This is a genomic window from Staphylococcus borealis (genome assembly GCF_001224225.1).
In the GTDB taxonomy this organism is placed as follows: Bacteria; Bacillota; Bacilli; order Staphylococcales; family Staphylococcaceae; genus Staphylococcus; species Staphylococcus borealis.
Genome location: NZ_CUEE01000007.1, coordinates 26,138 through 50,398 on the forward strand (window position 1 = coordinate 26,138; position 24,261 = coordinate 50,398).

A 24,261-nucleotide genomic window follows, 5' to 3' on the forward strand; every position below is an offset into this window, starting at 1 on the left:
TTTGCTAAATAGCATTATTATATTATTTATGTCCCAGACTCTGTTTAAATTACCTGCGACAAGTGAAGGTCGCATAGTTAACATATCTTTAATTGGTAGTCACATTATCCATCTCTTAATGAACGATACAGGTACATACAAACGGATAAACACACACGTTTATACTAGTCATTGTTAAGTGGCATTTAAACGCACTTGAGAAAATGAACAAACCCGTTTGCATTTTAAGAAGCAAAGTAAATATAAAAAAGACAATTTCTATAGTGAATGCACTCATAAAGTTAAATTTTAAGATTAACTATCAAGATGCATATCAAAACTCACTAGAAATTGTCTTTTTACTTATCTATTCACGTTTAGCCAATTAAAGATTTACTTCTAAAATTAGTCTATTTTAGTCGTTAATAATGGACCATCTTTAGTAACAATAACCGTATGTTCAATTTGGGCTACATAACTTTTATCTCTTGTTTCAAATGCCCATTCATTCTTACCCTCTGTTACGAATGTTGCTTTAGAAGAAATAAACGGTTCTACTGCGATTACAACCCCTTCTTTAAGCAACGTTTTATCTTTAGGGTCATAATAATTCATTACATGATTAGGTGCTTCGTGTAAAGATTGACCTACGCCGTGTCCTGTTAAATTCTTGATGACAGTTAAATCATTTTGACGTGCAGTTGCATGCACAGCTTTACCAATATTACTTAATTTAGTTCCTGGTTTAACCTTTGCCATCGCATTTTCAAATGCCATTAATGCAACGTCACATACTTTTTGTTTAAGCGGATCACTTGCTTCACCCACAACAAATGAAATACCAGTATCTGCGTAATAGCCATTTTTTAATGCTGATACATCAATATTAACTAAATCGCCTTCACGAATAATTCGTTTACCAGGAATGCCATGTGCAACTTCTTCATTTACACTAATACATGTTTGTCCAGGGAAATTCTCATCATGAATAGGTGCTGAAATAGCGCCATGTTCTTCAAATAAATCTTTAGCAATATTGTCTAATTCTTTAGTTGTGATGCCAGGTTTAGTAGCTTCTTGCATCGTATCCCTAACCTTAGCACAAATGTAACCTATTTCTTTTAAGGCTTGTAATTCTTCTTCTGTTTTTACAATCATAATATCCCGTTCCTTTTTAATTGTGATTACATCTTATTATACCAAAAAAATTTTGATATACTAAACATACAAAAAATGAAGTGAAAATAATTTACTTATTAAAGAAACATATTAATGTTATTTTCGTACAACGAGAGGATTTATCATATGGATAAATGGTACAAAAGAATTATTGGCGCTAGAACCATTAAGACTGGTTTAGCCACTTTTTTAACATCGCTATTTTGTTTGATGCTTAATTTAACTCCTATCTTTGCGATATTAACAGCTATTGTAACAATCGAACCTACAGCCAAAGCATCATTAAAAAAAGGGTACAGAAGATTGCCAGCGACAGTCATTGGCGCATTATTCGCTGTTATTTTTACATTTATTTTTGGAGATCAATCAGCATTAACCTATACATTTAGTGCACTGTTCACGATTTTAGCTTGTACAAAATTAAATTTACAAGTTGGTACGACCGTTGCGGTATTAACATCAGTTGCTATGATACCTGGTATACACGATGCCTATTTCTTTAACTTCTTCTCAAGATTATTAACAGCGTTAATTGGTTTGGTCACAGCGGGATTAGTTAATTTTGTCGTTCTCCCTCCCAAATATTACCAACAAATTGAGGATAATCTAACACAATCAGAATATAAAATGTATGAGTTATTTTCATCAAGATGTAATGAATTATTATTAGGAAAATTTGATTCAGATGCTAGTAATGATTTATTAAATAAGCTAATGGGTGTAATTAACAAATCTGAGACTTTAACTGGATATCAAAAAGATGAATTACGCTATCATAAGAATAAAGAAGATGAGTGGAAACGGTTGAAACAGATTTCGAACCGTTCATATATTGACCGATTACTTGCGACCCACCTGTCAAATATCATTTATTTACCTAAGCATATTCATTTAGTATTTACGCCCGAAGAAAAAATGGCAATTATTAAAATCAGTCATAGTGTCAATAATATAGTCAATAGTGATCATTTCGAACCGCATCGTTCATCTGCATCAACACTTAAGTCTTCTGTTAAGCGATTAGAAGAGTTTGATCAAAATCAAATAAAAAGTCATATCATTTATGAAATACTTTTAATTTATAAATTATTAGATAGTAGATACAATGACAAATAAATAAGAGTCTGGGACAAAAATAATATAATGAAGCTATTTTGCAAATTTGCAGTAGCTGACTGAACTGAGAAGGCGCTTAATTCAAGCTTTTCTCAGTTCTAGTCACCCTTGCGGGGGTGGGACAACGAATTTAAAAAGAATTCTGTCCCACTCCCTTTTTACTAAATAATAGTCAACTATTATTTATTCTTAGATGAACGTTCAATAATAACACGCTTAGCTGCTTCTTCTTCAGTGTTATCTAGTTGTTTAGGTTCAAACGGTATACCTTTACGTTCACAGGCTTTTTCTAATAAATAATCCGTGATTTCATGATTTTTAGGTAAAATAGGTCCATGTAAATAGGTACCTAGTAAGTTTTTATAGTGGATACCTTCTTGTTTATCCTCATCATTATTTCCATATCCTACTGTAACGTGTCCTAACGTACCATAATGATGATGTGTACGTCCACCATGATTCTCAAAGCCAACTATTGTACCAAATGTATCACTCTCAATGACGATATCGCCGGTTAATCGTTCAGTACGTGATTCAGTATAAAAATCTAATATACCTAATCCTTCAAGTTCAGTGCCATCAGGAGTAATATATTTTGTTCCTAAGAATTGGTAGCCACCACAAATTGTCAAACCTGGCATACCATCTTCAATTGCATCTTTAAGTGTGGTCTTCATTTTGCTTAATTCTTTAGTCGCAATACTTTGTTCTCTATCACTTCCACCACCAATAAAGAAGATGTCACAGTTATCAAGCGTCACACCTTCAGTTTGGTTAACCTCAACAACATTTAATTGAATATTACGTTTCTTTGCTCTTTGTTTGAGTGCAATAATATTTCCAATATCACTATATAAATTTAATTTGTCTGACATAAAATGATAAACGGTTAATTCATTCATATTTATTGCCCTCCTGTAAATGAACGATTAAGTTGTTCTAACATCGGAGATAATGACGTGTAGTTAGGAATTGCGACTGTAAATCCTTCATAGTTCATAGTCAATGCTGTTGCTTTATAGATATCCTTTTCAAGGATGATAGGCACAGTCACTTCAGCCAATTTCAGACGTAGTTGCAATTCTTCAGCTCGAGTTCCTGTTACTATAATCGTTTCTATATTTTGTTCGCTTAATTTCTCAAAATCAGCATCATAAATCCATGACGTATCGCGACCATCTGCCGCATTATCATTCAAACTAATAACATACACTTTCTTACCTTCTAATTGTTCGCCCACAGATAAACTTGCATTCATGCCAGCGGGATTCTTAGCAAGGTTAATCATAGCTTCTTTATGATTGAGTTTGAAATACTGCATACGTCCATTATCTGATGTGTATGATTCAAAACCTCTTCGAATCGAATCATCATTAAGACCTAATTCTCTTAATACTGTATATGCCGCTAATGCATTATACGCATTAAAGTCACCGGCAATTTTCATATTAAACGTAGTATCACCAATATTTAATCCTAAGAATGGAGATGCAGAGAATGATGTTACTTCGTATTTCGGTAATTCTCGTTTGAATCCACATGAACAATGGTAATGACCAATTTGGTTATAATGAATGTAATCATATATTAATAGTTTGCCACAATTAGGACAATATTTACTCTCATTCATTGTACTTTGCTCAAATTCATGTGCATGTGCTTTCATGCCATAATAAACAATCGAATCACTAGCGATTTTGAGTCGACTAACAAAAGGATCATCTGCATTTAGTAACAATTTGATTCCCTTATTACTAATAGACTTAGCAATATTATTTACCATTATATCGATTTCACCAAAGCGATCCATTTGATCACGGAAGAAATTTGTAAAAATCATCATTGATGGTGTCACTTCTTTTAATACACGTGGTATTGATCCTTCATCAATTTCAATGACAGCTACTTTAGTATCTTTAGTGCTTTGCATGATAAAAGCAGATGTAATACCTGCCGCCATATTCGCACCTTCATTATTATGTATGATATCAATGTGATTTGCTTTTAAAGTATGTCCTATAAGATTAGATGTAGTCGTTTTACCGTTCGTTCCGCTAATAAAAACGATATCATCAACTTTTGCAGCTAATTTTCTTAATATATTTTGATCCACTTTGCGGGCAACTTGTCCAGGTAAGTCAGTACCTTTTTTCCCGGCAGCGATACTAGCCTTACGTGCCAATTTCGCTAAGTGCGTTGCAGTCCATTGTCTCATGTGCTTCCTCCTCATATAAATCACTTGAATAATTATAACACGTAACGGGTATAACAAAAAACATTCTCAATTAAAAATAACAAGTTACATCCTAGATTATAATAATTATTATTTACTAATGAGAATAGATTTGTTATACTCTTTATGAACAAAGACAAAATAAATGACAAATTTTTAATAGAGGTGACTTAATTATGTTAAGTAAAGACTTGTTAGAAGCACTTAATGATCAAATGAACCATGAATATTTCGCAGCGCATGCTTATATGGCAATGGCAGCTTATTGTGATGACGCTTCATATGAAGGTTTCGCTAATTTCTACATTCAACAAGCTAAAGAAGAACGTTTCCACGGTAAAAAAATCTATGATTACATTAATGACCGCGGTGAACACGCTGAATTCAAATCAATTCCAGCACCTAAAACTGAATTCAAATCAATCCTTGAAACATTTAAAGATGGATTAGCACAAGAACAAGACGTAACACGTCGTTTCTATAATTTATCTGAAATTGCTCAAAAAGATAAAGACTATGCTACTATTTCATTCTTAAACTGGTTCTTAGATGAACAAGTTGAAGAAGAAGCAACTTTTGAAACACACATTGATTATTTAAATCGTATTGGCGACGACTGCAATACTTTATATTTATATGAAAAAGAATTAGCAGCACGTTCATTTAATGAAGAATAATGCTTTCCTTATTAAATTCAGACACGATATAGATAAGACTATATCTGAATATAATCGATAGTTGACTGTTACTGGAAAGGCAATTAACTCAAGCTTTTTCAGTTCTAGTCAATCTTGCATGCGGGCCCCAGCAAAGAGAATTTCATTAAGAAATTCTACAAGCTAAGCAAGCTGGGAGTGGAACACGAATTTTAAAAGAATTCTGTCCACTCCCTTTTTTAGTTGTGCAACATTCTGGAAATGTTTTTATACTACTACTAAAATGAAAACATCTATACATGAAAGGATGGTGTAAATATGGATAATGCTTTTATTGCATTGGACTTTGAAACAGCAAATGGTAAACGTACAAGTATCTGTTCTGTTGGTATGGTTAAAGTTGTCAATAATGAGATTGTTGAATCCTTTTACACTTTAGTCAATCCATTTGATTATTTCTCAAAGACGAATATAAATGTTCATGGTATTACACCTGAGGATGTCAATAATGCGCCCAGTTTTGACTATGTATATCCCTATATGATGCAATTTATTGATAACTTACCTGTTGTTGCACATAATGCTGCCTTTGATATGAATGTACTTCACCAAAGTTTAAAGCAATTAAATATTGAAACTCCGTCAATGATTTACTTTTGTTCGTATCAACTTGCTAAACGTACGATTGATGCATACCGCTATGGTCTTAAACATTTAATGAATCATTATCAATTAGACTTTCACGGTCATCATGATGCGCTCAATGATGCCAAAGCATGTGCAATGATTACATTTAGATTATTAAAGCATTATGATAATTTGCAAAGTATGCTCCAAATTTATGGTAAAAATTTAAAAGATAAAGGCTAACGCATGATGTGAAATGTATTTTGATAAGCAAAGTACATTTTATCGGCATTGACCTTTATCTTTAAATAAAATCATAGATTGTCATATTTTTATATGTTGATTGTTCTAAATTCCCTACTGTGACACCAATTAATCTTATTGGAATATCGGGATCCTTTAATTCGTTATATAAATCATAGGCAACATTGTATATATCAATATCACTATTAACCGGCTCTCTTAAGCTCCTTTGTTTTGAAAATGTTTCATACTGATATGTTTTTAATTTAACTGTTACAGTGCTACCTGATTTTTGCAATTTAGTTAAACGTTCTGCTGTTTTTCCAGATAGTTCCCATATCTTCTGCAATATGACTTCATCATCATTGACATCAGTTGAAAACGTGCGTTCAGTTCCCACGGATTTACGCACTCTTTTCGCTTTCACTTCACTATGATCAATACCTCTGGCTTTCTGATATAAGCCACGACCTCTTTTTCCAAACCAACGTATTAAGTCAAATTCTGTTTTGTCATATAAATCTTTCCCTGTGTAGATATCATGATGATGCATTACTTTTTTCGAGGCTTTGCCCACACCTGGAAAGTCGCCAATATCTAAATTCATTAAAATATCATTTACATTATTATAATCAATGACCATCATGCCATTCGGTTTGTTCATACCACTTGCTAATTTTGCTAAGAATTTATTATACGAAACACCTGCAGATGATGTTAAACCCGTTTGTTCAAAAATATCACGACGAATAAAACTTGCAATTTTTGATGCCGGTAAGTCAGATCTGACTAAATGTGTAATATCTAAATATGCTTCGTCGAGTGACATTGGCTCAACGATATCTGTGTAACTTTTAAATATAGACATAATAATAGCAGAAGCTTCTCTATAGGCATCAAACCTTGCGCTGACATAATAACCATTGGGGCATAATTTATGGGCTTGAGACATTGGCATTGCAGAATGAACACCATATTTTCGCGCTTCATATGATGCAGTAGAAACCACGCCGCGTGTACTCGCCTTCCCACCAACGATCACTGGTTTCCCTTTTAATTTAGGATTATCTCGCATTTCTACTTGCGCAAAAAAGTAATCCATATCTATATGTATAATTCTTCTTTCAGCCATTGTCTCACCTCTTTAAAAAATAAGCCTCAACGTAATTATAATGTGAAATCCTTCAAAACTCATGAAATGTGCACATATATAATCATATTGAGACTTATGATTTATTCAAACTCATTATTAACTTGTATAGGACGCTGATAATACATAATTAATCCTTCATCGGATGGATGAATGTACTCAAATTTATTCGTAAACGTAATACCTACTAAATATAAATCTATTAGACAATACCCGAAATGAATACTTAACATGATGATAATTGAAGAGTACGTATAATAACTAAATATCAACATTAATAGACCAGTAATGATGACCATTGGAGCTAACATAATTGTGCAAAATTGCCATTTGTTAAAACATTTTTTTGAAATATGTACTAATAGAAATCCTTTTTTATATTTTAATTTAGGCTGTTCACCCTTTGAAAAAATAAAAAACGAAAGTCTGTGAATCAATTCATGTAATCCTAAAATAACGACAAAACCTAAAAATCCGTAGAGTAAATTAGCTAAAAAAGTTTGCTCATGTATAGTTGTAAACATAAACGCCCACTTGTATGTAAACAATATCATAAATAAAACCACGACCAATTGGGTTGTAATAAACTTAGGTAAATTGATTCGACTAGGCGAAAAATCAAATTTTTGCACAAAAATGACCTCCAATCTTTCTTAATTTCAACCATAGTATACACAGTCTATATCGAGAAAAAAACCTTTTCTATAAGATTTAATGCGCTGTAATCATTTCTTAATATTCGTATTATGAAATATCACGTATCATTTTCTTTCAAACAATGCTACTGTTTCTACATGTGTTGTTTGTGGGAACATGTCGACCGGTGTAATTTCTTTCAGCTCATATTGTGTGTCTAAAATTTGTGCATCCCTTTGTTGTGTTGAAGGGTTACACGAAATATACACAATACGTTTAGGATTAAGTTTCAGTAAAGTTTGTAAGAAGGTTTCATCACAGCCTTTACGCGGTGGGTCTACCATTACAACATCCGGTCTGATACCTTGTTGTTTCCATTTTATAATGACCTCTTCAGCTTTACCACAGACAAAAGTTGTATTTTCAAACCCATTTAAAGTCGCATTTTGCTGTGCATCCTTAATCGCAGATGGCACAACTTCAACACCATACACATGTTTAGCTACTGGTGCCATGTATAGACCTATCGTACCAATACCACAGTATGTATCGAGTACTGTTTCTTCTCCTGTTAACTGCGCATACTCTATTGCTTTTTGATATAATTTCTCAGTTTGAGATGAATTAATTTGGTAAAATGATTGATCACTAATCTTAAATGTTGTATCGCTAAGTTGATCTACAATTTTGTCTTTACCATATAGTGTTATCGATTGTTGACCCATAATAACATTAGAATGGCTGTTATTAATGTTTTGCTTAATACTCGTAATGTTAGGAAATGTTTGTTTTAACTTTTCCACTAGAATTGAAGCGTCTCTAAAATGTTTTCCATTGGTTACAAAGATAACCATCATTTCATCGGTATAATAGCCTGTGCGAATAACTAGATGTCTTAACAATCCACTTTTAGTACGTTCATTATAGATACTGATATGATATTCTTTAATCCATTGTTTAACGTGATTCATAATATCTTGATGTATACCATCTTGGATTAAACAACTATCCATATCAATAATATCGTGACTTCGTTGTCGATAATATCCCATGACTGCTTGTCCATTTTTATCGGTACCAATAGGCAGCTGTGATTTGTTTCTATAATGCCATGGATTATCCATTCCAACAGTTTTATGAATGGTTGTATCGGTAAATTGTGCTTTTCTATGGAAGAGATTAATCACTTGTGATTGTTTCATTGCCAATTGTGCTTCATAAGTCATATGTTGTAATTGACAACCACCGCACTTCCAATAATATTTGCATGGTGGTTCAACGCGATGCTCACTCGGTTTCACAACTTGAAGTAGTTTGCCTATCGCAAAATTTTTCTTTACTTTGATAATTTTGTATTCTATTTCTTCTCCAATTAACGCATTTGGCACAAAAATTGGGTAACGATCGATTTTGATAACACCATGCCCTTCGTGCGTTAAATCAACAACATTACCATGGTTAATTGCATTTTTACTTATTGTTTCCATTATTTCACCCCACATAAAAAGAGGTTGGAGTAGTTTAACCTAGGTTTGTTTTTCATACCCAAGACATTAAAACTATTGCTCAACCTCTTCAACTGTATAAATTACTCTGATATTTCATTATTTCTTATAATCTCTTCATTTGATGGTTTTTCTTCAATGATACCATCTTCAACTTGCTGATCTTCAGTTAACTCCTCGTTGTATATATCCTTTGGTGTGCATACTTCGATATGACGCTTTAAATTCAAGAAATTGGCTGGTAATTTACCGCCATATTCACCATCTACATTCAATTGCATTTCTGTAAATGATGAAATATTAATAGATGTTGCCTTTTCATAGATGACTTTTGGATGTTTGATGTGTTCTCCACGAGACGCTAATGTCATGATATGTCCTAATTCAGCCAAGTTAGCCTTTTCAACAATAATCAATGTAAAATGACCATCGTCTAATTTCGCGTCTGGAACTAATTTCTCAAATCCCGCCATAGAGTTTGTAAGTCCTAATAAGAATAATAATGCTTCACCTTGAAAGACTTGATTATCATATTCTATTCTTAAATCTACCGCTTTCATTTGAGGTAACATTTCAAAACCTTTGATGTAATACGCGAAAGGACCCACGATAGACTTTAAGCGACTTGGCGTTTCATAGGACACTTGCGTTAATTGTCCGCCGGCTGCTAAATTGATAAAGTAGCGGTTATTCATCTTACCAATATCAACTTTCGTTGTATGATTATCAATGATGACATCAACCGCCCCCATAATATCGCTTGGTAGATGTAAGGCTCTACCGAAATCATTCACCGTCCCCATAGGAATAATGCCTAATTTTGGGCGATTAGGTTGCTCCGCGATACCATTTACCACTTCATTAAGCGTGCCATCTCCACCAGCAGCTATGATAATATCATAATCTCTTTTAAGTGCACGTTCCGCTTCAAGTGTTGCGTCTCCTTCACGCTCTGTTGCATAAGCACTTGTTTCGTAACCGGCACGTTCTAATTTTATTAAAACATCTGGTAAAGTTCTTTTGAAGAGTTCCTTTCCAGAAGTTGGATTATAAATGATTCTTGCACGTTTTCTCATAAATTATCCCTCATCTTTTTATACATATTCTTATATTAAATGATTTATAAGAGAGTTGGAAGTATTTAAATCAATAAACTTTAAAATACATCCTCTATATTTTCAGTCATATAGTGATTGTAAATCTTATATTACACCGGGTGCTAGCGCTTAAAATGTACCAAAATTAAAAAGGAGCGGGACAGAATTCTTTTGAATTCGTCGTCCCACCCCCGCAAGGATGACTAGAACTGAGAAAAGCTTGATTTAAGCGCCTTCTCAGTTCAGTCAGCTACTGCGAATTTGCAAAATAGCATTATTATATTATTTTTTCCCAGACTGTTAATTAATCATTGAATGACATACAAATGCATCATTTAATTAGCGTTTATCTAATTCTTGTTTTAAAATTTGGTTTACTTTTTGAGGGTTAGCTTGGCCTTTAGATGCTTTCATAATTTGACCAACTAAGAAGCCCATCGCTTTGCCTTTACCATTTTTATAATCTTCAACTGATTGTGGATTATTGTCTAACGCCTCTGTAACAAATTGAGTTAAAGTAGCCTCATCAGAGATTTGTACTAAACCTTTGTCTTCCATAATTTGTTTAGCATCTCCACCATTTTCAGCTAACTCTGGGAAAACTTTTTTAGCGATTTTACTACTCATTGTACCGTCTTCAATAAGTTTAATCATACCAGCAAGGTTTTCTGGCGTTAATTGAGTATCTTGTAACTCAACTTGATTTTTATTTAAATATTCATTAACGCCACCCATTAACCAGTTAGATGTTAATTTAACATCGGCACCTTGGTCTATAGCATCTTCAAAGAAATCTGACATTTCTTTAGTAAGTGTTAAGACGTGGGCATCGTATTCTGGTAATCCTAAATCATTAACGTATTTCGCTTTACGTTCGTCTGGTAATTCAGGAATTGTTTCACGTACGCGTGCTTTCCATTCATCATCAACGTATAAAGGTACGATATCAGGTTCAGGGAAGTAACGATAGTCATCTGAACCCTCTTTAACACGCATTAAGATTGTTTTGCCAGTTGATTCATCGAAACGTCGTGTCTCTTGTCCAATAGTACCACCGTTTAATAATTCTTCCTCTTGGCGTTTTTCTTCATATTCTAAACCTTTTCTTACATAGTTAAATGAGTTAAGGTTTTTCAATTCAGTTTTAGTACCGAATTCTTTTTGTCCATAAGGACGTAATGAAATGTTGGCATCACAACGTAATGAGCCTTCTTCCATTTTACAGTCAGATACGCCAGTGTATTGGATGATTGAACGTAATTTTTCTAGGTAAGCATATGCTTCTTTTGGAGATCTGATATCCGGTTCAGAAACAATTTCGATTAATGGTGTACCTTGACGGTTTAAGTCAACTAATGAATAACCATCTTTATGTGTTGATTTACCAGCATCTTCTTCCATGTGAAGACGTGTGATTCCAATACGTTTTGTTTCACCATCTACCTCGATATCAATATATCCATTTTGACCGATAGGTTGATCAAATTGAGAAATTTGATATGCCTTTGGATTGTCTGGATAGAAATAGTTTTTACGGTCAAATTTAGAATTTGTCGCAATGTCCATATTTAAAGCCATTGATGCACGCATAGCCCAGTCTACAGCACGTCTATTAACGACTGGTAATACACCAGGATATGCTAAGTCAATAACATTTGTATTTGAGTTAGGTTCAGCTCCAAAATGTGCTGGTGATGGAGAGAACATTTTTGAGTCTGTTTTTAGCTCAACGTGAACTTCAAGTCCGATAACTGTTTCAAAATGCATTATTTCCACTCCTTATAATTTTTCATATGCGTCATGTAAGTTGAATTGTGTTTCATATTGATATGCCACACGATATAACGTCTTTTCATCAAAAGGTTTACCGATAAATTGTAAGCCGATTGGTCTACCGTTTGATTGCCCACAAGGAACAGAAATACCTGGTAAACCAGCTAAGTTAACAGGTGTAGTTAATAAGTCATTAGCATACATAGTTAAAGGATCATCAATTTCATCACCTAAGTTAAATGCAGTCGTTGGTGCTGTTGGTCCTACAACTACGTCATAGTTTTCAAATACTTTATCAAAGTCATTTTTAATCAATGTTCTAACTTTTTGTGATTTTTTATAGTATGCATCATAATATCCAGAACTTAACGCGAAAGTACCTAAGAAGATACGGCGTTTAACTTCAGCGCCAAAACCTTCAGATCTAGACATTTTATATAATTCTTCTAATGTTTGAGCTTCTTTAGAATGGTAACCATAACGAATACCATCAAAGCGAGCTAAGTTTGCTGATGCTTCAGATGACGCAATAACATAATATGATGGAATACCATATTTAGTATTTGGAAGTGAAACTTCTTCAACTTCTGCACCTAAAGATTTAAGTGTCTCAACTGCATTCTTAACAGCTTCTTTAACATCTTCATTGATACCTTCACCTAAATACTCTTTTGGTAACGCTACTCTTAAACCTTTAATATCTTTACCAATATCTGATGTGAAGTCAACGTCTTCAACTGGTGCACTTGTAGAGTCATTTCTATCAACGCCAGAAATCGTTTCTAACACGATAGCGTTATCTTTAACATTACGTGTAATTGGTCCTATTTGATCTAGTGATGACGCAAATGCAACTAATCCGAAACGTGAAACACGTCCATAGGTTGGTTTCATTCCTACGACACCACAATATGCTGCTGGTTGACGAATTGAGCCACCAGTATCTGACCCTAAACTAAACGGTACTAATCCCGCTGCAACTGCTGCTGCAGAACCACCAGATGAACCACCTGGTACAGCTTTATGATCGAATGGATTAACTGTTTGTTTAAAGTATGATGTTTCTGTAGAACCACCCATAGCAAACTCATCCATGTTAAGTTTACCGATTAAAATAGCATTTTCATCATGTAATTTATTCATTACAGTTGATTCATAAATAGGAACAAATCCTTCTAACATTTTACTTGCACATGTTGTTTCCACGTCTTTAGTAATAATGTTGTCTTTGATTCCCATTGGAATACCAAACAATTTACCTTCCATTTGGCCTTTTGCTTGTAATTCATCTAATTCTTTAGCTTTTTTAATTGCATTATCTTTATCTAATGCTAAAAATGATTTAATTGTAGGATCCGTTTCTTCAATTGCATCATAGATGTCTTTGACAACTTCTGAAGGCTTAATCTCATTGTTTTTAATCATTTCTGATAATTTTTCAACTGATTCATAACGAATACTCATCTTAAGCTTCCTCCTCATTCATGATAGCTGGTACTTTGAATTGACCATTTTCTGTCTCTTTAGCATTTTTTAATGCAAGTTCTTGAGGAATGCCCTCGATTGCTTCATCATCACGTAACACATTTTGTAAATCTAATACGTGATACGTTGGTTCAATACCTTCTGTATCTGCTGTATCATTTTGCTTAGCAAAATCTAAGATACTTTCAAGTGTATTAGCCATTTCTTCAGTTTCTTCTTCAGAAATTTGAAGTCTTGCTAAATGTGCTATATGTTCAACCTCTTCGCGTGTAACTTTAGTCATTTATTAAAAGCCTCCTTATTACTCATTCATCATAAAATTGTATCAAATTTTCACCTAAAAATCTAAATATTTATTGAATCAACACAACGGTAAAGCATTGTGAATGGTTAATTGATAGAAAAAAAGATCTTTTTGCACCACAATTGATGTAACTCAATTATAATTTTTGACATATATGTGGTCTATAATTTGCATTTAAGGACATTAAACATTTAAATATTCACATCACACACAATAAGATTGTTAAATTTCACTTTTTAAAAACCCTTTATTATTAAGTGTTTAAAGTGTTTTTCTTTTTAAAAATAAAAATTAACACTTCTCTAAACCATTCATCACATTGTATAATATTACATGTAACTAAATTAATTAAAAAGGTTGCATACATATGTATTTAAAATTTATCAAAGTTTATTAAACATCTATGTATCTACTTCGTTAAAATCAAAGGGGGTATTTCTATATGCTTATTTTAGGAGCAAGCTTGCCTAGTCAAGTGAATACCAATTGGCAAACATACATAATGATTGCGATTTATTTTATTATTTTGCTTATTATTGGTTATTACGGCTACAAACAAGCTACGGGTAACTTAAGTGAATATATGCTTGGTGGTCGAAATATCGGACCATATATTACAGCATTGTCTGCCGGTGCATCAGACATGAGCGGTTGGATGATTATGGGGCTTCCAGGTTCAGTCTATAGCACAGGCCTATCAGCAATTTGGATAACGATCGGACTTACATTAGGTGCCTATGTCAACTATCTTATTGTGGCACCAAGATTGAGAGTGTATACAGAAGTGGCAGGCGATGCAATCACCCTTCCTGATTTCTTCAAAAATCGACTTAATGATAAAGAAAATATTATTAAAATTATTTCTGGTTTAATCATTGTAGTATTCTTCACATTATATACTCACTCTGGCTTTGTATCGGGTGGTAAGCTGTTTGAAAGTGCATTTGGATTAAACTATCACTTTGGATTACTACTCGTTGCTGTCATCGTGATTGCCTATACTTTCTTCGGAGGTTACTTGGCTGTATCGATTACCGATTTCTTCCAAGGCGTCATTATGTTAATCGCGATGGTTATGGTTCCTATCGTTGCTATGTTGCAACTTAATGGTTGGGATACTTTTTCTCGAGTAGCTGAAATGAAACCAACGAATATGGACTTATTTAGAGGTACGACTACACTTGGTATTATTTCTCTATTTGCTTGGGGTTTAGGTTATTTTGGTCAACCTCACATCATTGTAAGATTTATGTCTATAAAGTCACATAAAATGTTACCTAAAGCACGTCGATTAGGTATTAGTTGGATGACAGTTGGCCTACTAGGTGCTGTAGGCGTTGGTTTAACTGGTATTGCGTTTATACCAGACAATCACGTTAAGATGGATGATCCTGAAACATTATTCATTATTATGAGTCAAATTTTATTTCACCCGTTAGTAGGTGGTTTCTTATTAGCTGCCATTCTTGCAGCAATTATGAGCACGATTTCATCACAATTATTGGTTACTTCAAGTTCCTTAACAGAAGACTTCTATAAATTAATTCGTGGTGAAGAACGCGCAAAATCACATCAAAAAGAATTCGTATTGGTTGGTAGACTTTCTGTATTAGCCGTTGCCATTGTTGCTATCGCAATTGCATGGTCTCCTAATGACACGATTCTGAATTTGGTTGGTAATGCTTGGGCAGGCTTTGGCGCATCTTTCAGTCCATTAGTATTATTCTCACTTTACTGGAAGAAGTTAACTCGAGCTGGTGCGATTAGTGGTATGGTAGCTGGTGCGCTCGTGGTCATAATATGGATTGTATGGATTAAACCTCTAGCTGGTATCAATGAAATTTTTGGCATGTATGAAATCATTCCAGGTTTCTTAGTTAGTGTTATTGTTACCTATGTTGTTAGTTTGTTAACGCAACATCCTGGTGACTTTGTTGAACGAGACATTGAAAAAGTTAAATCAATTGTTCGTGAAAAATAGCATGATTATATTAAAAACTACGGATAGCCTATCATTTAGGCATTATCCGTAGTTTTTTAATTAATTATTATAAATATGAACTTGAGGTTCTTTATCCTCTTTAGATTTACTAATTAGAGCTCTTGGCGTATTGCCATCTTTAATGCGAATTTCATAACTATCGATATTATCAAAGTATTTCTGCGCTTGTTCTGTAACATACTGCGTAATACCAATCGTCTCAGCTTGACCATAGTAATCAATCGGTAAGTCTATTGTTAATTGAGTTGGTTTCTTACCTTCAAATTTCACTTTACCTACTGCTTGCGTAAAATTAGTAAAGTAAGATTGTAGATTATTATTGAATTGCTTGAAATTATTATTTAAATTCTCATTATACTTTTCAGCTGTTGATGAAGGTAAGAGTGCTGAAACTTGATCAATTTTATTCCATTTATTAATTTTAGTTTGGTCATCATCCACTGTAGTATTGGCGATGAATTCACCTGGAGTAATTGAATTTTGATCTGATTGTTTATAAATCGCAAAATGAATAGGAATATCTTTAAGGTCATCATTGGCTCTTAATCTCGTTAAGATTTCGGAAGCCATTTGTTTACCTTGTTTTTCAATTTCCTTATCATCAAGTTCCTTACTATAAGTCTCTCCATCTTTTTCTTTTTGATAGTAATAGACACTATTCATGGCTAAACCAATTGTCATACCTTTTATATTTTTACCTTTAGTATCACCACTATCATAGAAATCTTGTTCAAGTATGTTAGATAAATACGCAGGTGATTGTTCTGCGATTTTTTCCGGATCATCCTCACCTTTATGTGATGGATTCAAACCTAAATTTTCACTCGCATTGTTTGATTCCTTCTCTTTATCACTCATCTTATCTATTTCTTTTTTAGTGTATTTAGGATTTAAGTAACTATTAATCGTATCTTTATCTAAATATTGACCATCTTGATATAGATAGTCGTCAGTTGGAAAGACATCTTTACTTAATTTCAATAAACCACTTTCAAAATCATCACCATTGTAGCTATTTGCCATATTATCTTGTAATACGCCACGCGCCTTGCTTTCTTTAAATGGCAGAATCGTACGGTAATTATCACCTTGTACATTTTTATCTGTTGCTATTGTCTTAACATTATTTGAGTCTGATTTTGATTCTTGCTTATTTACAGATTGATTATTTTTATTATCATTGTCATTGCCACATGCCGCTAACAGCACAAGCGACGTTAAAATTAAAAATAGGGTCCGCTTCATTGCCGTTCTCCTCTAACTTGATATTTCATTTTGTTTTGCCACAAATTGTTCTTCTGTCCAAATTTCAGTACCAAACTTTTCAGCCTTAGTTAATTTAGAACCAGCATCTTCACCCGCAATTACTAAATCCGTATTTTTTGTCACACTACTTGTAACTTTCGCACCTTGTAATTCTAACCAAGCGGATGCTTCTTTACGTGTTAACTGTTGTAATTTCCCTGTTAAAACGATGGTTTTATCTTTAAAATCAGGGTGACCTTCTATGTCCGACGTCTTAATTCCATTATAAACCATATTGACATCTTTGTTTTTTAATTTTTCAATCAGTGCTTTTATATCTTCATTTTCTAAGTAAGTCACTACTGATTGTGCTAATTTATCACCAATGTCATGTATACTAACAAGTTCCTCTTCGGTCACTTCAAGTAAACGATCCATTGTTTCATATTTCTCAGCTAAAACTTGACTCGCTTTTACACCCAGATGGCGAATACCTAAACCAAATAGCAAATGCTCTAATGAATTGGCTTTAGCATCATCAATAGCTTTAAGTAAATTGTCTACTTTTTTAGAACCCATGCGCTCTAGTGGTAATAAATCATCTTCAGTTAAGTAGAAAATGTCAGCCACATCTTTAATCACTTCATGATGATAGAGTTGTTGGATTATTTTTGTGCCTAAACCGTCTATATTCATTGCCTGACGTGATACAAAGTGAATTAACCCTTCAACTAGTTGTGCTTGACACTTTGGATTAATACAACGTAATGCAACTTCACCCTCGATTCTTACCAATTCATGACCACAACTTGGACAATGCGTAGGCATAGAATAAGGTAATGTACCTTCTGGACGACGCTCCGTGATACTTCTTACAACTTCTGGAATGATGTCACCAGCTTTTTTAACTACGACGCTATCTCCAATTCTAATATCACGTTCACGTATTAAATCTTCATTATGTAATGATGCTCTAGAAACTGTTGTTCCAGCAACTCGTACTGGATTGAGAATTGCCGTTGGGGTCACAACGCCTGTTCTACCAATACTTAACTCAATATCTTGTAGCGTTGTAACGACTTCTTCAGCTGGGAACTTATATGCAATAGCCCATCTTGGAGATTTCTGTGTGTATCCCATTTCATCTTGTTGCTCTATGTCATTTACTTTTATTACAATACCATCAATATCATAAGGTAGTTGTTCACGTTGATTTGTCCATTTCTCAATGTATGCTAATACACCTTCAATATCATCAACACGTGCACGTTCATGATTTGTCTTAAATCCTAAGCGATCTAACTCATCTAACGCACCACTTTGTGTGGTTGCTTTAAAATCTGTAAAATCATTAACACTGTATAAAAATACGCTCAATTTACGTTTAGCAGCTAATTTCGGATCGAGTTGTCTTAATGAACCTGCTGCAGCATTACGTGGATTCGCAAATGGTTGTTCATCATTTTTTTCTTTTTCTTCATTGAGTCTTATGAAAGAACTACGTGGCATATAAGCTTCACCACGCACTTCAAAACTAAGTGGCTCATTAATTTTCAATGGAATCGCATGTATGGTACGTAAATTTTCAGTGATGTCTTCCCCCGTCGTTCCATCGCCTCGTGTCAAACCTTGAACGAAACGACCATCCACATATTTGAGTGATACAGCTAGACCATCTATTTTCAATTCACACATATATTCAACTTTACCAACTTGTTCACGAATACGTTGATCAAATCGACGCAACTCTTGCTCATTGAAAGCATTACCTAAACTTAACATTGGTGTATCATGGTTCACTTTCTCGAACGATGATTGCACCTCTCCACCTACACGAACGGTAGGTGAATCAGGTGATTTTAATTCAGGGTGTGCTTCTTCAATATCAATTAATTCACGTAATAATTTATCGTATTCACTATCAGGTACAGAAGGATTATCTTGTACATAGTATTCATAGCCATATTGATTTAATAAATCATGTAACGCTTTCACACGATTTTGGATATTGTCCATACATTAATCCTCCTTTTTCTCGATTGGTGCAAATTGTGCTAAGAGACGTTTAGGCCCCTCTGATTTAAATATAATGTCCAATTCAACAGAACCATTTTTCTCATTGACATTGCTTACCATGCCTTCGCCCCATGCTTTATGAGTCACTTTATCTCCGACATTCCAGTCAGAAGCTGAAACTTGTTTTTTTGATGATGTAGTGCGTTTGCTAAATCCGCGTTTAGGTTGTTTTGATGTTTTAGGCGTAATCGTTTGACGTTGTTGCTTAGCTGGCGTTTCTAATAAATCTTCAGGAATTTCACGTAAGAATCTTGAAGGCATATTAGATTGTGAACGACCATACAACATACGAGATGTCGCATGCGTAATATATAATACTTCTTCAGCTCTAGTTATGGCTACATAACAAATACGACGTTCTTCCTCCATTTCATGGTCATCATCACTCTTAATTGCACGAATATGAGGAAATAGTGATTCTTCCATTCCCATTAAGAATACGACTGGGAATTCTAACCCTTTCGCTGAGTGCATTGTCATAAGTGTTACGCCATTTTCAATTTGCGCTTCATCAATATCCGCCACTAATGATAAATCTGTTAAAAAGTTAATAAGTGATTGTTCTTCTAAAGGAGTATTCTCTTCATAATCTTTTGGTACGGACATAAACTCATCGATATTCTCTAATCTACTACGTGACTCTATCGTTTGTTCACGTTCAAGCATGTCTCTATATCCTGATTTATCTAAGATTTCAACAACAATTTCACTTACTTCTAGAAATTCCTGTTCTTTGATTAAGTTTTGAATCAGTTCATAAAACTTAATACATTCTTGCGTTACCTTTTTCGAAAGACCAATAAAGTCTACTTCTGCCAAAGCATCAAACATACTAATATTATTATCCATCGCATAGCGTTGAATTTTCTCAACAGATGAAGGGCCAATGCCGCGTTTAGGCACATTAATGACACGTTGTAAGCTGATATCGTCATTACTATTGGCAACTATTCTTAAATAACTTAGTAAGTCTTTGATTTCTTTACGGTCATAGAACTTTTGACCACCAACCATCGTGTAAGGAAGATTAGATTTCATAAACGTTTCCTCTAAGACACGTGATTGCGCATTTGTTCGATAAAGTATTGCCATATCACTATAATCTTTTCCAGCTTTACGGTGCTTCATAATTTCTCTAACTACATATTCAGCTTCATCACGTTCTGTCATTGCTTCATAGTATTTGATTTTTTCGCCACCTGTATTTGCTGTCCATAACCCTTTTGGTTTTCTCTCTGAATTATGTTTGATGACCTCATTGGCTGCAGTTAAAATCGTCTTAGTCGAACGATAATTTTGTTCTAAAAATATTGTTTTAGCATTAGGATAATCTTCTTCAAATGATAAGATATTTTGAATATCTGCACCTCTCCAACCATAAATAGACTGATCTGAGTCACCAACTACGCAAAGATTTTTGAATTTACTAGCTAATAACTTCACTAAAGTATATTGCGCTTTGTTCGTATCTTGGTATTCGTCTACATGAATGTATTGGAATTTGTTCTGATAGTATTCAAGTGCATCTGGAATACGTTCAAATAGCTGAATTGTCTTCATAATCAAATCATCAAAATCAAGTGCTTCATTACGCGTCAATTGACGTTGATACCCACTATAAACCGTAGCAACCATTTGTGAATGAAAGTCATTCGCCTCATTAATTGCATCTTCAGGTGTTTTGAGTTCATTCTTCAAATTACTAATTGCACCAATAAACATTCTTGGTTCAAAACGTTTACTGTCGATATTTTCATTTTTAAGGACATCTTTAATGACAGATTTTTGATCGGTTGGATCAATAATTGTAAAATTACGTTCAATGCCTATTCTATCTGCATCACGTCGCAATATTCTTACGCACATAGAGTGGAAGGTAGACATCCAAATCACTTGTGCCTCTTCACCTACTAATTGTTCAACACGTTCTTTCATTTCTTTAGCGGCTTTATTAGTAAAAGTAATCGCTAATATATTGTAAGGAGAAACGTCTTTTTCATCTAATAAATAGGCGATACGATGTGTTAACACTCTCGTTTTACCTGAACCAGCGCCGGCCATAATTAACAATGGACCTTCTGTCGTTCTTACCGCTTCACTTTGCTCTTTATTCATATGATCAACTAATGAATTCATTTATTAGACTCCTTTTTTATTTTTACTGTTTTTATCGCTTTTTTAATGTCTTCATAAATAATATTACCTACTACAATAGTGTCTGCATGTTGTGACATTTCTCTAGCTTGTTCAATAGACGTAATACCACCGCCATACACCAATTGCGTATTCGTTAATAAACGTGATGCAGCTTCAACCGTCGCAACATCACCATATTTTCCACTATATTCAATGTACATCATTGGCAATTTATACATCTCATTTACCATTTGTGCATATGCCTCTACATCTTCAATATCTAAATTCGTATTAGCCTGTGTTAGTTGTGCTACTTTACTATCTGGATTAAGTACGAGATAACCTTCTAACACGACTTCGTCAAAATTAACCATAAAACCGAATTGCTTCAAGGCTTGATGCATTATCCCGTTATGATATGTCGTATCCTGACTATTTAGCACTGTAGGTACAAAATAAAAATCAAAGCCCGGAATAATACTTTCAATATTAGATATTTCAAGAACTAATGGTAATGGATATCTTCTTACTCTACTCATCAAATGAATGACATTATCTTCAGTAACATTATCTGTGCCACCAATCATGATAGCATCTGTATTTGACATACATAGTGTATCTAAATCGTTATCACTAATTTCTTTTGCAGGATCTAATTTGAACACATGTTGCCACGCTTTAATGTCATACATAATCCTTTAACTCCTTTTTTTAACATACACCAAATTATATCATTTTTAGGGTGCCAATTCTAAATAGAATCATTGGAATTTATACAGGTTATAAGGAAAACAAATTATAATTATTTGCAGATATACTTGTGAAAAAAATTAATTTTAAACCTATATTTATAAACAGTTATCCCTTCGCATTGAACGTACAGATAAAATGCTCCCTCCAAAACATTCAAATGAATGACCATTTCGAAGGGAGCAATTCACGTTATAACTTAGCGTTTAACGTTATAATATATTATTTTTTCGTTTCTATATTTAGTCGTTCCAAAATCATCGTATACGCATCATTACCCCATTGTAATGAACGCTTCACTCTGGAAATTGTTGCTGTTGAGGCACCAGATTCCTTTTCGATAGTAGCATAGGTATAGCCCTGTTTAATCATCTTAGCAACTTGTAGTCTTTGAGATAACGATTGAAGTTCATTAACAGTGCATAAATCATCAAAGAATTGATAACATTCTTCTCTATTTTCAAGTGTAAGAATTGCATCAAAAAGTTCATCTAACGCTTGACCTCGTAATTTCTCTATTTGCATCTCAAACAACCCCTATAATCCGTTTTCAATATACTCTCATTTTAACGCATTAAATAGTTAAAGTGTAGTATTTTAAATGAAAACAGTCACTTATTATTCTAATCCTGCACGTTTGAAAATAGTATCAACTTGATTTAAATGGTGTTCAGGGTTGAAACATTCATCTAATTCTTCTTTAGAAAGTACATTTGTGATCGTTTCATCTTTCTCTAACAATTGACGGAAAGGTGTTTTCGTTTCCCAAGATTCCATTGCTTTAGGTTGTACTTTATCATAAGCTTCTTCACGAACCATGCCTTTATTGATTAATGCTAATAATACTCGTTGTGAGAAGATTAATCCGAATGTTTTATCGATGTTATTTCTCATATTATCTTCATACACAGTCAATCTATCTACAATGTTTGTAAAACGATTTAATGCATAATTCAACGCAATTGTAACATCTGGTAACATGATACGTTCAGCTGAAGAGTGAGAGATATCACGTTCATGCCATAATGGCACATTCTCGTATGCAGTTGTAATATACCCTCTGATTACTCTAGAAATACCTGTGATATTTTCTGAACCAATAGGATTACGTTTATGAGGCATCGCTGATGAACCTTTTTGGCCCTTTGCAAATGCTTCTTCAACTTCTCGTGTTTCAGTTTTTTGTAAATTACGAATTTCAACAGCAAATTTTTCAAGTGATGTAGCTATTAAAGCTAACGTAGCGATATAATATGCATGACGATCACGTTGTAATGTTTGTGTTGAAACTGGTGCTGTATCAATACCTAAGTGCTCACATACATAGTGTTCTATTTCAGGGGGAATATTAGCAAATGTACCAACTGCACCACTCATTTTACCCACTTCAATTTCTTTTCGAACTTCTTTGAATCGTTTTAAATTTCGTTTCATTTCAGTGTACCACAATGCCATTTTCACACCGAACGTCGTTGGTTCAGCGTGTACACCGTGAGTACGCCCCATCATCAATGTATATTTATATTTTTTCGCTTTTTGTTCTAAAACATCTATGAAACGCTCAATATCTTTTTCAATAATTTCGTTAGCTTGTTTAATTACATAGCTTAGTGCTGTATCAACGACATCTGTTGAAGTTAAACCATAGTGTACCCATTTACGTTCTTCACCTAAAGTTTCTGAAACTTGTCTTGTAAAAGCAACAACATCGTGACGTGTTTCTTGTTCAATTTCTTGTGCGCGTTGCACATCAACTTTAGCGTTCTGTCTTATCTTTTGTACATCTTCTTTAGGAATGTGGCCTAATTCACTCCAAGCTTCACAAGCTAAGATTTCAACCTCTAACCAAGCTTCGTATCTGTTTTGATCAGTCCAAATATTTGCCATTTCTTCTCTTGAATAACGATCAATCATTTCTAATCTCCTATTCTATGTATAAAATTTATAATTCAAAACTGTACATTAAACGTAAATTATCTAAAATAGTTCGTCTTTAAGACTTCAATTTTAGTTTAACAGATTATATATCAAATGTATAAATCTTTTTTTACAAACTTAGTATAATAGAT

Annotated in this window: 20 protein-coding genes; 4 read left to right on the forward strand and 16 right to left on the reverse strand. The window is 33.8% G+C overall.

Annotated elements, in window-relative coordinates; genetic code table 11:
• Nucleotides 1–384: 384 nt before the first annotated feature.
• Nucleotides 385–1,137 carry a type I methionyl aminopeptidase gene (map, locus tag AK212_RS09145; RefSeq protein WP_053030374.1) on the reverse strand — a complete coding sequence of 251 codons (753 nt, stop codon included), beginning with the start codon at nucleotides 1,135–1,137 and terminating at the stop codon, nucleotides 385–387.
• A gap of 147 nt (nucleotides 1,138–1,284) precedes the next feature.
• Between map and AK212_RS09150 the strand changes: the two genes are divergently transcribed.
• A complete protein-coding gene (locus AK212_RS09150; protein ID WP_053030375.1) occupies nucleotides 1,285–2,274 on the forward strand; it encodes an FUSC family protein in 990 nt (329 codons plus the stop codon).
• A 179-nt stretch (nucleotides 2,275–2,453) separates the two neighbouring features.
• Here the strand turns inward: AK212_RS09150 and gatD are convergent, their stop codons facing one another.
• Both gatD and murT read right to left on the reverse strand, forming a co-directional pair.
• Entirely contained in the window at nucleotides 2,454–3,176 is a 723-nt protein-coding gene (gene gatD, locus AK212_RS09155) for a lipid II isoglutaminyl synthase subunit GatD (RefSeq protein ID WP_053030376.1), read from the reverse strand.
• Between the two features lie 2 nt (nucleotides 3,177–3,178).
• On the reverse strand, nucleotides 3,179–4,489 hold the full coding sequence (murT, locus tag AK212_RS09160; RefSeq protein WP_053030377.1) for a lipid II isoglutaminyl synthase subunit MurT: 1,311 nt from the start codon (nucleotides 4,487–4,489) through the stop codon (nucleotides 3,179–3,181).
• A 194-nt stretch (nucleotides 4,490–4,683) separates the two neighbouring features.
• Between murT and ftnA the strand changes: the two genes are divergently transcribed.
• Nucleotides 4,684–5,184, forward strand: a complete 501-nt coding sequence (gene ftnA, locus AK212_RS09165; RefSeq protein ID WP_053030378.1) for an H-type ferritin FtnA — start codon at nucleotides 4,684–4,686, stop codon at nucleotides 5,182–5,184.
• A 297-nt stretch (nucleotides 5,185–5,481) separates the two neighbouring features.
• Entirely contained in the window at nucleotides 5,482–6,033 is a 552-nt protein-coding gene (locus AK212_RS09170; RefSeq protein ID WP_053030379.1) for a 3'-5' exonuclease, read from the forward strand.
• 61 nt (nucleotides 6,034–6,094) lie between these two features.
• On the opposite strand, the gene dinB is transcribed toward AK212_RS09170, so the two are convergent.
• The 7 genes from dinB to gatC all read right to left on the reverse strand — a co-directional run bounded on the left by dinB (nucleotide 6,095) and on the right by gatC (nucleotide 13,962).
• The gene (gene dinB, locus AK212_RS09175) at nucleotides 6,095–7,165 is read right to left on the reverse strand and encodes a DNA polymerase IV (protein ID WP_053030380.1); all 1,071 of its coding nucleotides are present in this window, start codon (nucleotides 7,163–7,165) and stop codon (nucleotides 6,095–6,097) included.
• A gap of 101 nt (nucleotides 7,166–7,266) precedes the next feature.
• Nucleotides 7,267–7,815, reverse strand: a complete 549-nt coding sequence (locus AK212_RS09180) for a DUF3267 domain-containing protein (RefSeq protein WP_053030381.1) — start codon at nucleotides 7,813–7,815, stop codon at nucleotides 7,267–7,269.
• A 129-nt stretch (nucleotides 7,816–7,944) separates the two neighbouring features.
• Nucleotides 7,945–9,306, reverse strand: coding sequence for a 23S rRNA (uracil(1939)-C(5))-methyltransferase RlmD (rlmD, locus tag AK212_RS09185; protein ID WP_053030382.1), 1,362 nt, complete (start codon nucleotides 9,304–9,306; stop codon nucleotides 7,945–7,947).
• Nucleotides 9,307–9,407: 101 nt separating this feature from the next.
• Nucleotides 9,408–10,400, reverse strand: coding sequence for a diacylglycerol kinase (locus AK212_RS09190; RefSeq protein WP_053030383.1), 993 nt, complete (start codon nucleotides 10,398–10,400; stop codon nucleotides 9,408–9,410).
• Nucleotides 10,401–10,760: 360 nt separating this feature from the next.
• Nucleotides 10,761–12,188, reverse strand: coding sequence for an Asp-tRNA(Asn)/Glu-tRNA(Gln) amidotransferase subunit GatB (gene gatB / locus AK212_RS09195; RefSeq protein ID WP_053030384.1), 1,428 nt, complete (start codon nucleotides 12,186–12,188; stop codon nucleotides 10,761–10,763).
• A gap of 12 nt (nucleotides 12,189–12,200) precedes the next feature.
• Nucleotides 12,201–13,658, reverse strand: coding sequence for an Asp-tRNA(Asn)/Glu-tRNA(Gln) amidotransferase subunit GatA (gene gatA / locus AK212_RS09200; RefSeq protein WP_053030385.1), 1,458 nt, complete (start codon nucleotides 13,656–13,658; stop codon nucleotides 12,201–12,203).
• A 1-nt stretch (nucleotide 13,659) separates the two neighbouring features.
• Nucleotides 13,660–13,962, reverse strand: coding sequence for an Asp-tRNA(Asn)/Glu-tRNA(Gln) amidotransferase subunit GatC (gene gatC, locus AK212_RS09205; RefSeq protein WP_011275356.1), 303 nt, complete (start codon nucleotides 13,960–13,962; stop codon nucleotides 13,660–13,662).
• Between the two features lie 463 nt (nucleotides 13,963–14,425).
• On the opposite strand from gatC, the gene putP reads away from it, so the two are divergent.
• Nucleotides 14,426–15,964, forward strand: coding sequence for a sodium/proline symporter PutP (gene putP, locus AK212_RS09210; protein ID WP_053030386.1), 1,539 nt, complete (start codon nucleotides 14,426–14,428; stop codon nucleotides 15,962–15,964).
• Nucleotides 15,965–16,024: 60 nt separating this feature from the next.
• On the opposite strand, the gene AK212_RS09215 is transcribed toward putP, so the two are convergent.
• From AK212_RS09215 to purB, 6 genes are all read right to left on the reverse strand, one after another.
• Nucleotides 16,025–17,230, reverse strand: coding sequence for a CamS family sex pheromone protein (locus tag AK212_RS09215; protein WP_053030387.1), 1,206 nt, complete (start codon nucleotides 17,228–17,230; stop codon nucleotides 16,025–16,027).
• 12 nt (nucleotides 17,231–17,242) lie between these two features.
• Nucleotides 17,243–19,246 (reverse strand): NAD-dependent DNA ligase LigA, encoded by a 2,004-nt coding sequence (ligA, locus tag AK212_RS09220; RefSeq protein WP_053030388.1) that lies wholly within the window; start codon nucleotides 19,244–19,246, stop codon nucleotides 17,243–17,245.
• Nucleotides 19,247–19,249: 3 nt separating this feature from the next.
• On the reverse strand, nucleotides 19,250–21,442 hold the full coding sequence (pcrA, locus tag AK212_RS09225) for a DNA helicase PcrA (protein ID WP_053030389.1): 2,193 nt from the start codon (nucleotides 21,440–21,442) through the stop codon (nucleotides 19,250–19,252).
• Nucleotides 21,439–22,134, reverse strand: coding sequence for a heptaprenylglyceryl phosphate synthase (gene pcrB, locus AK212_RS09230; RefSeq protein ID WP_053030390.1), 696 nt, complete (start codon nucleotides 22,132–22,134; stop codon nucleotides 21,439–21,441). Before pcrB ends, pcrA begins: the two co-directional genes overlap by 4 nt.
• Nucleotides 22,135–22,414: 280 nt before the next feature.
• Nucleotides 22,415–22,717 carry a YerC/YecD family TrpR-related protein gene (locus AK212_RS09235; RefSeq protein WP_011275350.1) on the reverse strand — a complete coding sequence of 101 codons (303 nt, stop codon included), beginning with the start codon at nucleotides 22,715–22,717 and terminating at the stop codon, nucleotides 22,415–22,417.
• Nucleotides 22,718–22,810: 93 nt separating this feature from the next.
• Nucleotides 22,811–24,106 (reverse strand): adenylosuccinate lyase, encoded by a 1,296-nt coding sequence (gene purB / locus AK212_RS09240; RefSeq protein WP_053030391.1) that lies wholly within the window; start codon nucleotides 24,104–24,106, stop codon nucleotides 22,811–22,813.
• Nucleotides 24,107–24,261: the final 155 nt, after the last annotated feature.

Excerpts from the sequence above, each read along its gene's own strand:
- map (WP_053030374.1), bottom strand. The coding sequence starts at position 1,137 with ATGATTGTAAAAACAGAAGAAGAATTACAAGCCTTAAAAGAAATAGGT.
- AK212_RS09150 (WP_053030375.1), top strand. The coding sequence starts at position 1,285 with ATGGATAAATGGTACAAAAGAATTATTGGCGCTAGAACCATTAAGACT.
- gatD (WP_053030376.1), bottom strand. The coding sequence starts at position 3,176 with ATGAATGAATTAACCGTTTATCATTTTATGTCAGACAAATTAAATTTA.
- murT (WP_053030377.1), bottom strand. The coding sequence starts at position 4,489 with ATGAGACAATGGACTGCAACGCACTTAGCGAAATTGGCACGTAAGGCT.
- ftnA (WP_053030378.1), top strand. The coding sequence starts at position 4,684 with ATGTTAAGTAAAGACTTGTTAGAAGCACTTAATGATCAAATGAACCAT.
- AK212_RS09170 (WP_053030379.1), top strand. The coding sequence starts at position 5,482 with ATGGATAATGCTTTTATTGCATTGGACTTTGAAACAGCAAATGGTAAA.
- dinB (WP_053030380.1), bottom strand. The coding sequence starts at position 7,165 with ATGGCTGAAAGAAGAATTATACATATAGATATGGATTACTTTTTTGCG.
- rlmD (WP_053030382.1), bottom strand. The coding sequence starts at position 9,306 with ATGGAAACAATAAGTAAAAATGCAATTAACCATGGTAATGTTGTTGAT.
- AK212_RS09190 (WP_053030383.1), bottom strand. The coding sequence starts at position 10,400 with ATGAGAAAACGTGCAAGAATCATTTATAATCCAACTTCTGGAAAGGAA.
- gatB (WP_053030384.1), bottom strand. The coding sequence starts at position 12,188 with ATGCATTTTGAAACAGTTATCGGACTTGAAGTTCACGTTGAGCTAAAA.
- gatA (WP_053030385.1), bottom strand. The coding sequence starts at position 13,658 with ATGAGTATTCGTTATGAATCAGTTGAAAAATTATCAGAAATGATTAAA.
- gatC (WP_011275356.1), bottom strand. The coding sequence starts at position 13,962 with ATGACTAAAGTTACACGCGAAGAGGTTGAACATATAGCACATTTAGCA.
- putP (WP_053030386.1), top strand. The coding sequence starts at position 14,426 with ATGCTTATTTTAGGAGCAAGCTTGCCTAGTCAAGTGAATACCAATTGG.
- AK212_RS09215 (WP_053030387.1), bottom strand. The coding sequence starts at position 17,230 with ATGAAGCGGACCCTATTTTTAATTTTAACGTCGCTTGTGCTGTTAGCG.
- ligA (WP_053030388.1), bottom strand. The coding sequence starts at position 19,246 with ATGGACAATATCCAAAATCGTGTGAAAGCGTTACATGATTTATTAAAT.
- pcrA (WP_053030389.1), bottom strand. The coding sequence starts at position 21,442 with ATGAATTCATTAGTTGATCATATGAATAAAGAGCAAAGTGAAGCGGTA.
- pcrB (WP_053030390.1), bottom strand. The coding sequence starts at position 22,134 with ATGTATGACATTAAAGCGTGGCAACATGTGTTCAAATTAGATCCTGCA.
- AK212_RS09235 (WP_011275350.1), bottom strand. The coding sequence starts at position 22,717 with ATGCAAATAGAGAAATTACGAGGTCAAGCGTTAGATGAACTTTTTGAT.
- purB (WP_053030391.1), bottom strand. The coding sequence starts at position 24,106 with ATGATTGATCGTTATTCAAGAGAAGAAATGGCAAATATTTGGACTGAT.